The organism is Pontibacillus yanchengensis (genome assembly GCF_009856295.1).
Taxonomy (GTDB): Bacteria; Bacillota; Bacilli; order Bacillales; family BH030062; genus Pontibacillus; species Pontibacillus yanchengensis_A.
Genome location: NZ_WMEU01000001.1, coordinates 1,448,898 through 1,462,893, shown reverse-complemented (window position 1 = coordinate 1,462,893; position 13,996 = coordinate 1,448,898). Strand labels below are relative to the sequence as shown.

Here is a 13,996-nt window from a genome sequence, read left to right as displayed (position 1 = left end):
CGCATCTAAAATCACACAAAAAAAGAGTAAGGATTTGTACTACCTTACTCCATTTTTAATGGTTTATAACAAAACCACCAATCGAGGCATTCAATCTTACCTTGCTTTTGTAATTCTAAACGTTTCTGAATCTCTTCTACACTATTTGCTGGAGGTACAATCACATTGCCTCCAATAAATGGATTGTTAGGCCAATTTTCAGGTAAAGCAACATTAAAAAGAGAGGAAGTTTGTAATGCATGAACAGAACGCCATATTTCCTGGATGTTCCTACCTATTTCTTGAGGATAATATAAGATTTGTCTAATAATACCTTTATCATCAACTATAAAAACGGCTCTAACTGTTCTGGTTCCTTGTCCGGGTGGGAGCATTCCGAGCTCTTTTGCTAGAGAACCAAGAGGGTCGGCAATAATAGGAAAAGTGATACTCACACCTGTATTTTCTTGTATCCACTCAATCCATTTTAAGTGCGCATATACTTGATCTACAGATAATCCAATGAGTTCTGTTCCCATTTTATTAAAGTCTTTTTGATATTGTTGAAAAGAGATAAATTCCGTTGTGCAAACAGGCGTGAAATCACCAGGATGGCTAAATAATACAAACCATTTCCCTTCATAGTCTTCAGGTAGACGAATGGGACCTTGTGTTGTTTGAACCTCAACGTCAGGGAACTTATCCCCTATTGTAATTACCTCAGATGATTCTTTCATTCAATTCATCTCTCCCCTCAAACCTTTCATCTATAGTTACTGTATTCTTGCAAATGCAAAATCATGAAACGGAAATATTTTGTCGATACTGTTAAAAAATCGAGCTTTTTCCTAGGTTTATGAGTAATATTTTGTTTCGTTGGTAAACTACTCATGATAACTTATGAAGGAGCGATGAAGGATGAAGAAAGTGTTAGCTATTTCATTGCTTGTTGTAGGGTTATTTTTTGCATTTATGCAGCCTACTATAACAAGTGCCCAACAATCAGATACCTATGTTGTTAAACGAGGAGATACATTATGGAAGATTTCGAAAAAGTACCAAATTGGTCTTTCGGAAATCATTAGTGCCAACCCTCAGTTTAATAATCCAGATTTAATTTATCCTGGAGATAAAGTAACGATTCCTCTAAAACAAAATATTAAGTCCGTAGAACAAGAGGTTATTCGTTTGACGAACGAGGAGAGGGCAAAATATGGGTTACCAGCTTTAAAAGCAGATTGGCAGTTATCGAGAGTAGCTCGATATAAATCTAGAGACATGCGAGATAATAATTACTTTGCTCATAACTCCCCTACTTATGGTTCACCATTCCAGATGATGAAAAGTTTCAATATTTCTTATCGTAAGGCGGCAGAAAATATTGCCGCTGGACAAACATCACCTGAGGCAGTAGTAAAAGCTTGGATGAATAGCTCAGGACACAGGAAAAATATCCTAGATAAAGAGCTGACATATATCGGAGTAGGTTATGCAAAAGGTGGAAGCTACGGCCATTATTGGACCCAGCAATTCATAACGAAATAACTGAATGAAAAGCCAGCTACTTCTTAGCTGGCTTTTTACATACTAACCACAGTTACTTAATGTCTTCTCGGAAAAAAATTTTTAGAATGATGAAAAGGGATGGAGAATAGATGTACCAAGGATTTAAATAGGACGGACTATAAAACAGGAAAAAATTTCATTTGCAAGACGTCTGACAACTTGGTACAATTTTTTCGGAAGGTTGAAATGAAAGCATTTTCATATCACCGAAATAATTACTATTTTATATATTTTAAGGGAGGACAAGAGCTGTGGATATACTTCTTGGGTTACTTGCAATAATTATTGTTCTTGGTATTGGTTTCTTAATGTCCAATGATCGAAAGAATATCAACTACACCGGGATTGGAGTTATGTTGGTATTCCAATTGATCACTACGTGGTTCGTGTTTAATACACCTATTGGACAATGGATTATTGGTACAATTTCTGCTGGTTTTACGAATTTGATTAATTATGGTAAAGAAGGGGTTGCCTTCGTTTTACCTAATGTTGCTAATGTTGGAGAAGATGGGTCATCAGCGAACGTTTTCTTCTTAGACGTTTTACTTATCATTATCTTCTTTGCAACTATCTTGTCTGTATTAACTTATTTAAGAATTCTACCTCTTATTATTAAGTACATTGGTATGTTTATTTCTTGGATTACTGGATTACCAAAGGTTGAATCCTTTAACGCAGTTAACAGTATGTTCTTCGGTCAATCAGAAGCACTACTAGCAATTAAATCACAGTTCCACCATTTAAATGACAATCGTTTATATATTGTAAGTGCATCTGCTATGGGGTCTGTATCAGCATCTATTGTCGGGGCTTATCTTGGAATGCTTCCAGATCAGTTCGTATTAGTTGCAATTCCTCTAAACATGTTCAGTGCATTGATTCTTGGTTCTCTTATTGCTCCAGTAAAAGTGAAAAAAGAGGATGACCGCGTTGACGTTAAAGATGTTTCTGGTGCGAAGAGTTTCTTCGAAGCAATGGGTAACGGTGCGTTAGACGGCGGTAAGATCGCTCTTATCGTAGCTGCAATGCTTATTGCCTTTATTGCATCTCTAGAACTAGTGAATGGAATAATTGCCTTCTTCTTTAACGGTGTTACACTACAAACCATACTTGGTTATGTGCTTGCTCCAATCGCGTTTTTAATGGGGATTCCAGGCGGAGAACTTGTACAAGCTGGTAGCCTTATGGGAACAAAGGTTGTAACGAATGAATTTGTTGCCATGCTTGAACTACAAACATTTATTAAAGACGCAAGCTTGTCAGACAAAACTATAGGAATCGTTTCCGTATTCCTAACGAGCTTTGCGAACTTCTCTTCTATTGGAATTATCGCAGGTACAGTTCAAGGAATCGATCCTGATAAAGGTGCTAGCGTATCTAAATTTGGACTTAAGCTTCTAATCGGAGCAACATTAGGTTCTATTCTATCAGCTACAATTGCAGGATTATTCCTATAATAAGCTTTAGATACTGGAATGAGGATATCGCCTCATTCCAGTTTTTTTATTATACGAGGTCTTTCTATAGCAGTGAGTGAGTATAGGTTGGTAACTCTTGCATGGTAGTTTCAAAGCCCAGGAAGTTTCGTGTCCCTCGAACCGCCCACGTCCTGTGGATAGCTGTTTGTGCGTCGCTAGCAGGGCGATGCGCTTTTCTTATAAAAGTTTGGTATTCAAAGGTTTGAAATTGGATGATAAAGGAAATAGACCAAGAGATAAGAATTACCACAAAGGAGTGCGAATCATGTCCGAACATTACGGTTTATTTATAAATGGAAAATGGATTCAGACTCAACAAATGAATGAAGTAGTCAATAAATATGATGGCGATGTTTTTGCTACCGTATCGAAAGCTGGAGATAATGAGGTTGAGAATGCTATTCATGATGCTGAAGTAGCTTTTGCAAACAAAGAATTCCCTCCATATCAACGATATAAAACATTACTTAGAGTAAGTGAACTTCTCCAAGCACACAAAGAAGATTTAGCTCAGGTCATTACTAATGAAGCAGGTAAGCCGATTAAGCAAGCGCGTACAGAGATTGATCGTGCTACACAAACATTTGAATTGTCTGCTGAAGAAGCGAAGCGCATTACTGGTGAAGGTGTCCCTGTTGAAGCAGCACCTGGATCAGAAAATCGTATGGCTTTCACGATGCGAGTACCAGTAGGGGTTGTCGGGGCGATTAGCCCCTTTAATTTCCCTGTGAACCTTGTTGCTCATAAAATCGCTCCTGCCATTGCAGCTGGTAATGCCGTTGTTCTAAAACCAGCCAGTGCAACGCCTGTATCTTCTTTGAAGTTAGCAGAATTGTTTGAAGAGGCTGGATTACCAGAAGGTTTCTTGAATGTAGTAGTGGGATCAGGCTCTACTGTCGGAAATCAAATGATGGAAGACGAACGGATTAATTACTATACATTTACAGGTAGTGCTGAAGTTGGTCTGAAACTTAAACAAAACACAGGATTAAATAAACTTACATTAGAGTTAGGTAATAATTCTCCTGTTATTGTTGATCGGGAAGCAGATGTTGAACAAGCAGCTACCACGTTAGCACAAAAAAGTTTTGCCTATGCTGGACAAGTTTGCATATCTGTACAACGTATTTATGTCCATGAAGATATTCAGAAAACTTTTCAAAAGAAATTTATTGAAGCTACAGAAGAATTAAAAGTAGGCGATCCTTTTGATGATCAAACGGATGTAGGACCTATGATAGGAGAAAAAGAAGCTGAAGGAGCCGAAGAGTGGCTTCAAGAAGCAAAAGGTCAAGGTGCAGATGTTATCCATGGAGGTAAGAGGAAAGGTGCTATATTAGAACCGACCATTGTTGCGAATGTAGAACATACAATGAAAGTGGTATCAGAAGAGGTATTTGCCCCAATTGTAACCCTGATGACTTTCTCGGACTTAGATCAGTGTATAAGTGAAGTAAATAAATCTGATTATGGTCTACAGGGGGGTATCTTCACAAATGATATAGACCGGGCCTTTAAGGCTGCTCGAAAAGTCGAAGTTGGTGGATTTATGATTAATGACGCTTCCCAATACCGTGTTGATTTAATGCCTTACGGTGGAGTGAAAAATAGTGGTTGGGGAAAAGAAGGACCAAAATATACAATAAATGATATGACAGAAGAACGTTTAGTTGTGATGAATCTTAAACAATAAAGGTAAGTTGAAGGGGAAAGGAAAAAGATCCTGACGTATTCCGTCAGGATCTTTTTAATATACGTTGAACATTCTACAATATTTCCAAGGAAATAGTCTCTTGGAATATGGTTCGACAAACGTATTTACTCTTTTGCTTCGGTTGTAAACAATTGTGGATGATTTAGGGATTGTTTCTGCAAACGAACTAAACGTGTCAGAAGTGCAATGGCACCAACTGCTAACCCTGTAATTAATCCTACCCAATATCCTGCTGGTCCCAAAAAGGTGAACGTGGCAAGTACATACCCACTTGGAAGTCCTATGATCCAATACGAGATGAAAGCCATGAGAAGGGTTATATTTACATCCTTATACCCTCTCAAAGCACCTTGAATAGGAGCACCAAAGGCATCAGATAACTGGAAGAAGATAGCGTAGAATAGGAAGTGTTTGGTCATGTTAATCACTTCTGGATTAGAGCTATATAAGTTTGCAACAGGATCATCAAAAATATAAATGGCTGCTCCACAAATAACGGACATAGCTACAGCGATGGAGATTCCCAAATAACTATATTGTTTGGCATCTTTCATTCGTCTTGCACCAACCTCGAAACCGATTGCAATCGTTAATGCCATTGATATGCTGAGAGGAATCATGTATAAAAACGAGGCAAAGTTGATGGCCGCCTGGTGTGCAGCAATAGTAAATGTACTATATGTACTCATAAATAAAGTAACGGCAGCAAATATACTAACCTCAAAGAATATAGCAAATCCAATAGGCACGCCTATCTTGAGTTGTTCCCACCATGCAAGTAGTGAAGGTATTTCAAGATGCTTATGAATTTCGTATAGGGAGAAGGGGCGAACTTTGGATAAGATAAGTAATGAGATAACAAACGAAATCCAGTAAGTTAGAGACGAGGCTAGCCCAGCGCCAATACCACCTAATGGAGGAAATCCCCATTTACCAAAAATGAGCACATAGTTAAAAAGAATGTTTACTGGTAATGCAATAAGTGTAATAAACATGGTGATTCTTGTTTGACCTAGTGCATCAAAAAAACAACGAACGGCATTATACATAAAAAGTGGGATAATCCCAGTGCTTAACGCAACTAGGTAATATTTCGCTATGTAGCTTACATTTGAGTCTAGTGACATACTCATCAAAATAGGATCCAATAAAAAATATCCGATTATAAATACGATAATTGCTAATACGATGGATAAATAGATACCTTGTCTGACGGCTGATGGAATATTTTCTTTTTTATTGCTACCTACTAATTGTGCTACGATAGGAGATAGTGCTAGTAGTACACCATTAATACCCGTGAAGATGGGGACCCATAAGCTAGAACCAATAGCAACGCCGGCTAAATCGTTCGCTCCGGCCTTACCGGCCATGACAGTGTCAAAAAAGTTCATGGAATACATACCTAATTGAGTAATTAAGATAGGGATGAGGATTTGTAAAAATAATTTACTTTTGTCTTTCAGCGTATCTGTTGGAAACATCAGCCTCTTCCTTTTCATATCAGTTACTTATACAGTTAAGGGGATTATAGCATATTTACTTCCCTCTACATAAAAAGCTGACCAAATAGAAAGGACGACATATATGACATCAAAACGTATTTTATTTACTGGAGGCGGGACAGCAGGGCATGTCATCGTCAATCTTGCTTTAATCCCTGCTTTTCAAAAAGATGGATGGGAAATCGATTATATTGGTTCGGAGAATGGTATTGAAAAGAAGCTAATTAGTAATCTAGAGGGTGTCACATACCATTCGATATCGACAGGAAAACTTAGAAGGTATTTTTCTAAAGAAAACTTTAAAGACCCGTTTCGTGTGTTAAAAGGTACCGGGCAGGCTTATAACATTATTCGTAAGCGAAAGCCACAAGTTGTGTTCTCAAAAGGTGGATTTGTATCAGTACCTGTAGTTGCTGCTGCTAAGCTGAACCGCGTTCCGTCGGTTATTCATGAATCTGATTACACACCTGGCTTAGCGAATAAGTTGGCAATGCGATTTGCTAAAAAAGTGCTAACAACTTTTCCGGAAACCAATCAATATTTGCCTGAGAGTAAAGCTGAATGGGTTGGAGCGGTTGTACGTGACGAGCTTTTTCAAGGTAGTAGACAAAAGGGCCTTAACATGACGAACTTCACGAAAAGCAAACCAATTATTCTTGTTATGGGTGGTAGCTCTGGTTCTAAGAAAATTAATGATTCTATTCGAAATAATCTTACTCAGTTACTTGAACAATTTCAGGTAGTTCATTTATGTGGAGACGGAAATAAAGATGAGTCTTTAGAAAAACCAGGTTATGTACAATATGAGTATGTCAATGAAGAACTCAATGACTTGTTTGCCATTACCGATTATATCGTATCAAGAGCAGGGTCAAATTCCATATTTGAATTCCTAGCACTGAAAAAGCCAATGCTGCTCATTCCCCTCTCCCGCCACGCAAGTCGAGGAGACCAAATCCTAAATGCAAACTCCTTTGTTAAACAAGGATACGCTAGAATGGTGGAAGAGGAAGAGCTAGACAGTGGTCGTTTGTTAGAGGAATTACAGCACCTACAACAGGAAAAAGAACAAATACTATCAAGTATGGAAAACTATAAGAGCGAACAAGCAAAAGATAAGATTATTAAGATGATCAAGGAAGCCTAAAGCAACAGGCTTCCTTTTTTATTCTGTAATAGTCCCATTATGTTGAAGACTTGGATTGGAGATAAATACCTTTATTAAGCGGGATGTTTCCGATACGTTAATAAGAATAAAGGTGGCCGTGGAACAACTCGCGTCCTGCCGGCGAGCTGGCAAGCTACCTTCGGGGAAAAACGCCCTTAGGGGACCTTGCCTACCTCTTTCTCCGGCGGGAGTCTCCTTGTTCCCATGCCACCTTTTCTTTTGATGGGATGGACGGAAACATGGGCAGGGAAATCGGGACGGTCGCTCCTATATTCAGAAAGTCGCTCCAATTTTCGAAAATCTGCTCGCAAAATTCCACATTATGCCTCTATAACGGAATAAAGCTCGTATGTTTTAATACAGAAATGGTGCTATGAATTGTGAATTGCGTATTTTTAGTTTTCTATTATAATAAAAGGATAATAGATTGTGGAGTAAGGATGGTTCAATGAGTTCTATCTATTGTCGATATTGTGGTAAAGAAATAAAGGATCGAGATGAGTTGGTAACCGCAACGAATTATTTTCGTATTCAGCCTTATCATTGGCGTTGTTTCGGAAAAGTAGAGGAAGAAACGATTGCGGTTACAAAAACATGGAAGCCTTTAAATGGTCCATCAGGAACGATTTCGGTAGTGTTGATGCTTCTGTTAGCTGGAGTAATGGCGTTCACTGATGTGTTAGGGGAAATTGGGAATTTAATTGGTGTACTAAGTTTATACCCAATCGTTTTAAGAGTGTTATCTTATTTTTTGTTTGAAAGTAAGGTACCAGATTTACAAAAACAAAATAAGTAAACAAGAGGGAAACGACTGGTATAGTGGTTTCCTTTTTGTATAAATAGATATTGAACATGGCTTTTAACTAGACAAAGATTTGTCGCATCGCAAGATTTCTGGTCATGATAAACAAATTATGGTAGAGTAGTTACATTGCTTTGAAAGACTATATGTACTATCTGTAAAGGGGTTTATGACTCGTCATTCATTCTATAAGAGAAAGGGGAATGACTAGATGAAAAACCATCCAGATTATCAAGAAGAGTTGGATCGATTAACATTCACAAAAGCGTATATGGACTCTGTAATTGCCGCACAAGAAACAGATCAAGAAACGTTGAAACAACGACAACAAGAAACAGTGGAAGCGTTAGATTTCAAGGACAGTAGTTTGAAGTATCAGGATATGCTCGCCCATTCCAACTTTATGAAGATGTCCAAAGAACAACTAGAAAACCTCAGGAAACTTCGAAAGAAACCGTACTTTGCCCGCATTAATTACCATCGAAAAGAAAAACCAGAAGAAGAAATATTCTACATAGGAAAAGTATCGTTATTTGACCGAGAAACCCAGCAACCTATCATTTTAGATTGGCGATCTCCTCTTGCAAATGTGTACTATGAAGGAAGATTAGGGGATGTGAGTTATGAAGCTCATGGAGATACGTATGAAGGAAATGTCTCTTTAAAGCGTCAGTATACTATAGAAGATGGGGAACTTCAGGATTTTCGAGATATTGATATCACCACAAAAGATGATTTATTACAAGAATCCCTTTCCCAAAATGCGGATCACCGCTTAAATGAGATTGTCTCAACGATTCAAGAAGAACAGAACCGAGTTATTCGAGCAGATTTAAGGAAGCCAATTATTGTCCAAGGAGCTGCGGGAAGTGGGAAAACTACCATAGCGTTGCATCGGGTTTCTTACTTTCTGTACACGCTAAAGGATATTTTCCATCCTGAGGAAATGCTTATTCTTGCTCCCAATCGTCTATTTATAGATTATATGAAGGAAGTTCTTCCAGAATTGGGTGTAGATAAAGCTAGATCAACGACATATATCGATTTTGTGAAATTAGTAACTAACCACCCATTCCATGTGAGAACTCAGCATGAAACGTTAATGAATGTACTAGAGAATGATGGCGAAGAAGATACAAAGTTAGAAGTTGCCTCGTTAAAGGGATCTGCTTCTTTTCAAACCATTCTTAATCAGTATGTCAATGTAATAAAGAAAGAGTTTTTTGTCGATGAGGACCTGACAATAGGTGATTTTCGAGTTGTTAATGGAAAGAAGATTAAGAGAATGTTCGTCGACGATTATGCTTACCTTCCTATCTATAAACGTAAGGAAAAAATAAGACAGGTGTTAATGAGTGATGTTCGACGTAAGAAAAAAGTGATCGTAGAGAAACTCACAAAAAAGTATGATGATGAGTTAGACAAAGCTTTGTATGGAATAAAGGATGCTGACAAGCGGAAAAGAAGAGTTAGCTTTTTATTGGACAAAAAGGAAGAAAAACTTCGAGAAGTTGAAAAGGAAGCGAAAAAAGCAGTTTCAACCTATATGAAAAAGTTCCCAAATTATAATCTTTCCCAATATTTTAAGCGGATGTACAAAGATGAAGCTATCTTTGAAAAGGTGGTTGATTCAAGCTTAACTAAAACTCAAAAAGATAAACTTCTGCACCATACTATTACCAATCTTAAACGTAAAACAATTGATGCTGAGGATTTAGCATCTCTTTTGTACTTACAGGCAATCTTATATGGAATAGAATCTGATTTTAAAGCAAAAAAGGTAGTCATGGACGAAGCGCAAGATTATTCCGTAATGGAATTTGTTAGTTTACGTCGATCCCTAAATACAGAGTTATTTACGATAGTAGGAGATCTAGCTCAAGGTATCTATCACTATAGAGGTCTACCATCTTGGGATATACTACAAAAAAAGCTCTTCACATCACCCAACTACTTAACGCTACAGAAAACATATCGAACGACAATTGACATTATGAGTGTAGCAAATGAGTTACTTGATCATATGACTGAACCCCTCCCGAAAGCAGAACCAGTAGTAAGGCATGGCGAAAAGCCAGTATTCTTTTCCACTAAACAAAAAGGGTGGGAAATGCAGTTAGTCGAGAGGTATCAATCACTTCATAGTAAAGGGATGAACACTTTTGCTTTTATAGGAAAATCCAAACAAGAATGCCAGCTTATCTATGATCATTTACAGCCTTTTTTTCCTAATAACATTCAATTATTAGGGGAAGAGGATGAGATGGAATCAGATCAGATTATAATTTTACCTATTTATTTGTCGAAAGGATTGGAGTTTGACTGTGTTTCTTTAGTGAGTATTGATGAGGTCTATCATTACAATGAGCTTGATATGAAATTGCTCTATGTAGCTATGACTCGTCCTTTGCATTGTCTTTCCTTCTATGGGGAACACTCAAGTGATTTTCTATTAGATTACATTGAAGACACGAAATATATGAAATAGACGTAACGAGGACTTCCAATTGGAAGTCCTTTCCTTTTATTTTAGCAAAAACTGATTATGAAGAAGGATTCTATTGAGAAACGAGAAGAACCCATAACGATGAAAGATAGTTTGACTTATTGAAAGAATTTGAACGAATACTCTCATTTTTCAGACTAGGCGTCTTTTGAGTTGTGGTGGCTATTTTATATACAATTAAAATCGTTGCCGTTAACTGAAGAGTAGGAGGAGTAAGAAATGTTACTTATATCCATCCAAGATCTTACACCAGATCAACTAGCAACCATTTCTACATATTTGCCTCAAGGTATGTCGGTGTATCATGTCGCATCCCCTGATGAAATAGCAACCATCCTTTATCAGGATGTTCAGATTTGGATTACATATGGAGAGGATGTTACCGAAAAATGGCTTGAGCACATGCCGAATCTTTTGTGGATTCAAATTTTCCAAGCAGGAGTAGAACAGTTACCTCTTGGAGCAATTAAGGATCGCTCTATTCAATTGACGAACATGAAAGGCATCCATGGTATTCCCATGACGGAATATGTGTTAAGTATGTTGTTTTATTCAGTAGGTAACCTATCCTTTTTTGAACAGCTACAGAAAAAGCGTTATTGGGATGAAACAGCTCAATTTGAAGAGATTCATCGAAAGTCGGTGACGATTTTTGGAGCGGGAACGATAGGAGTGGATATCGCAAGAGCTTTGAAAGCGTTAGGACTACATGTAGCTGGAGTGAATACAAGCGGAGTGAAGAAAGAGCCTTTTGATGAGATGTATCAATTACATGAGCGATATAAACCGTTGGCCGAAAGTGACGTCGTTATTTTATTAATGCCGATTACAGATGACACAAAATATTGTATTGGCTATGAAGAATTAAGCATTATGAAGGAATCCTCGTGCTTAATCAATATTGGAAGAGGTCCTTTAATAGACGATAACGCTCTAATTGATGCCTTGGAACATAAAAAAATTGGACATGCAATTTTAGATGTATTTGATAAAGAGCCTCTACCTTTTGAGCATCCATATTGGTATCTACCAAACGTAATGGTGACTCCTCATGTAGCAGCAAAGTCCCCGCTATATCTTGACCGCTGTATTGAGCAGTTTGAAGGTAACATGAAAGCTTTTATAAAGAAGACTGAGATGAACTATATTGTAAATGTCCAACAAGGTTATTAGGAGGTATAACAATGATGTATGATGGAACGTTTCATTCTGTGGAAGAAGAAAGGCAATTTGTGAAGCAAAGATTAGCTGCGTCTTTTCGTCTATTTTCAAAATTTGGATTTAATGATGGGTCAGCTGGACACATTACAGTACGCGACCCAGAGAACAAGCATCACTTTTGGGTAAATCCGTTTATGGTCCATTTTGGCCAAGTGAAAGCTTCCGAATTATTATTGATTGATGAAGATGGCAACGTTCTTAAAGGTGAATACGGGAACGGTATCAATGGTGCCGCGATAGCAATTCACTCGGCAATACACAAAGCAAGACCAGATGTAAATGCTGCAGCTCATGCGCATTCTCCATATGGGATGGCATGGTCTACTCTCGGGAGGACACTTGATCCAATAACGCAAGATGCTTGTACGTTTTATAATGACCACTCCATCTTTAATGATTATACTGGCGTAGTGTATGACGATTCTGAGGGGGATCGTATAGCAAGGGCTCTTGATAGCAATAAAGCGGTTATTTTGCAAAATCATGGATTGCTTACAACTGGTCAATCAGTAGATGAAGCTGCTTGGTGGTTTATTGCAATGGAGCGAGCGTGCCAAGTACAAATGACGGTTGAATCAACTGGATCGAAACCTATTCTTATAGACGCTGAGCATGCAATACATACTCAAAAGCAAATGGGATTACCTGAAATAGGAAGAGAAGAATTCAAGCCTTTATACGATATGATTACGAAAGAACATCCTGATTTAGTGAAGTAACAACCACAAAAGGAGAGAGATTATGAAGAAAGTACTTTTTATAATAAGTTCACTTGTACTAATGATTCTTGCAGCTTGTGGAAGTGAGGGTGCCAGTAGCTCTGGATCCAGCTCTGAATCAAAAGAAAAGAAAATAGACAAGATTGTATTAGCAGATGCAGGTTGGGACAGCATCCGATTTCATAATAGTGTAGCTCAAACGATTATTGAAAATGGATATGGATATGAGACTGACGTAACAAATGGTTCAACAGCTGCAACCATTCAAGGATTACGTCAAGGTGACATTAACGCATATATGGAGGTTTGGACAGATAACATTAAAGAATTATACACAGAATCAATTGAATCAGGTGATATAGAAAAAGTTGCCGTTAACTTTGATGATAATAAACAAGGTCTATGGGTTCCAACTTACGTAATCGAAGGAGATGAAGAGCGTGGTATTAAAGCTGCCGCTCCAGACTTAAAGACAGTAAAGGACCTAGAACAATATAAAGATGTATTTGAAGATCCTGAAAAACCAGGTAAAGGACGAATTATTGGAGCACCATCTGGTTGGGCACTTAGTGAATACTTAGCAACTAAAGTAGAAACATATGGTCTACAAGAAGAATATAACTATTTCCGCCCAGGTTCTGATGCCGCTATTGTAACGTCATTAGCATCAGCGTATGAAGCTGGTGAACCTTGGGTTGGATATTACTGGTCTCCAACATGGGTAACCGCAAAATATGACATGACATTATTAAAAGAGCCAGAGTTTAATGAAGAGCAATGGGAAAAGAATCGAGGTACTGAATTCCCTCCTAATGACGTTGTGGTAGCAGTGAACAGTAACTTACCAGACCAAGCGCCAAAAGTAGTTGATTTTCTATCAAACTATGAAACAAGTAGTGAATTAACAGGTGAAGCGTTAAAATACATGAAAGATGAAGAAGCGTCTGCAGATGAAGCAGCTATCTGGTGGATGAAGAAACATGAAGACTTATGGACAGAGTGGTTATCAAAAGAAGTTGCTACAAAAGTAAAAGATGCAATTAAGTAATGTATAAAGACCAAGGCGATGTATGATCGCCTTGGCTTTTTGTAGTAAGAGCCAAAATTTGATAGATAATCTAATAATCATGACGATTCTTGAATAATTACTTCGACAAAAAATTTCGACGATACTTATGATAGTAAACACTACTCAGGTTTATTTGGTGAATTTTAAAAAAATTCTTATCCAATTCTTGATTATTATGAAGAGATATAGAGGAAAACGATATAATACAATACAAAACGTAATTCTTTCACTATTATCATTCCAAGCCAGTATTAAACCATATAAAT

At 37.7% G+C, this 13,996-nt stretch carries 11 protein-coding genes; 9 read left to right on the top strand and 2 right to left on the bottom strand.

What is annotated here, in order from left to right; genetic code table 11:
- Positions 1–44 precede the first annotated feature (44 nt).
- A complete protein-coding gene (locus GLW08_RS07030; protein ID WP_160847804.1) occupies positions 45–716 on the bottom strand; it encodes a peroxiredoxin in 672 nt (223 codons plus the stop codon).
- Positions 717–897: 181 nt separating this feature from the next.
- Here GLW08_RS07030 and safA point away from each other — a divergent pair, with 181 nt between their 5' ends.
- From safA to GLW08_RS07015, 3 genes are all read left to right on the top strand, one after another.
- Positions 898–1,524, top strand: a complete 627-nt coding sequence (safA, locus tag GLW08_RS07025; RefSeq protein WP_160847803.1) for a SafA/ExsA family spore coat assembly protein — start codon at positions 898–900, stop codon at positions 1,522–1,524.
- Positions 1,525–1,796: 272 nt separating this feature from the next.
- On the top strand, positions 1,797–3,005 hold the full coding sequence (locus GLW08_RS07020; RefSeq protein ID WP_160847802.1) for a nucleoside transporter C-terminal domain-containing protein: 1,209 nt from the start codon (positions 1,797–1,799) through the stop codon (positions 3,003–3,005).
- 286 nt (positions 3,006–3,291) lie between these two features.
- Positions 3,292–4,719 carry an aldehyde dehydrogenase family protein gene (locus GLW08_RS07015; protein WP_160847801.1) on the top strand — a complete coding sequence of 476 codons (1,428 nt, stop codon included), beginning with the start codon at positions 3,292–3,294 and terminating at the stop codon, positions 4,717–4,719.
- Between the two features lie 125 nt (positions 4,720–4,844).
- Here the strand turns inward: GLW08_RS07015 and GLW08_RS07010 are convergent, their stop codons facing one another.
- Positions 4,845–6,224, bottom strand: coding sequence for an MATE family efflux transporter (locus tag GLW08_RS07010; protein WP_160847800.1), 1,380 nt, complete (start codon positions 6,222–6,224; stop codon positions 4,845–4,847).
- A gap of 103 nt (positions 6,225–6,327) precedes the next feature.
- On the opposite strand from GLW08_RS07010, the gene GLW08_RS07005 reads away from it, so the two are divergent.
- The 6 genes from GLW08_RS07005 to GLW08_RS06980 all read left to right on the top strand — a co-directional run bounded on the left by GLW08_RS07005 (position 6,328) and on the right by GLW08_RS06980 (position 13,709).
- Positions 6,328–7,392 (top strand): undecaprenyldiphospho-muramoylpentapeptide beta-N-acetylglucosaminyltransferase, encoded by a 1,065-nt coding sequence (locus GLW08_RS07005; RefSeq protein ID WP_160847799.1) that lies wholly within the window; start codon positions 6,328–6,330, stop codon positions 7,390–7,392.
- Between the two features lie 469 nt (positions 7,393–7,861).
- Positions 7,862–8,209 (top strand): hypothetical protein, encoded by a 348-nt coding sequence (locus tag GLW08_RS07000; protein ID WP_160847798.1) that lies wholly within the window; start codon positions 7,862–7,864, stop codon positions 8,207–8,209.
- A gap of 217 nt (positions 8,210–8,426) precedes the next feature.
- Positions 8,427–10,703 (top strand): RNA polymerase recycling motor HelD, encoded by a 2,277-nt coding sequence (gene helD, locus GLW08_RS06995; RefSeq protein WP_160847797.1) that lies wholly within the window; start codon positions 8,427–8,429, stop codon positions 10,701–10,703.
- Positions 10,704–10,940: 237 nt separating this feature from the next.
- Positions 10,941–11,894 carry a D-2-hydroxyacid dehydrogenase gene (locus tag GLW08_RS06990; protein WP_160847796.1) on the top strand — a complete coding sequence of 318 codons (954 nt, stop codon included), beginning with the start codon at positions 10,941–10,943 and terminating at the stop codon, positions 11,892–11,894.
- An 11-nt stretch (positions 11,895–11,905) separates the two neighbouring features.
- Positions 11,906–12,661 (top strand): class II aldolase/adducin family protein, encoded by a 756-nt coding sequence (locus GLW08_RS06985; RefSeq protein WP_160847795.1) that lies wholly within the window; start codon positions 11,906–11,908, stop codon positions 12,659–12,661.
- A gap of 22 nt (positions 12,662–12,683) precedes the next feature.
- On the top strand, positions 12,684–13,709 hold the full coding sequence (locus GLW08_RS06980) for an ABC transporter substrate-binding protein (RefSeq protein ID WP_160847794.1): 1,026 nt from the start codon (positions 12,684–12,686) through the stop codon (positions 13,707–13,709).
- Positions 13,710–13,996: the final 287 nt, after the last annotated feature.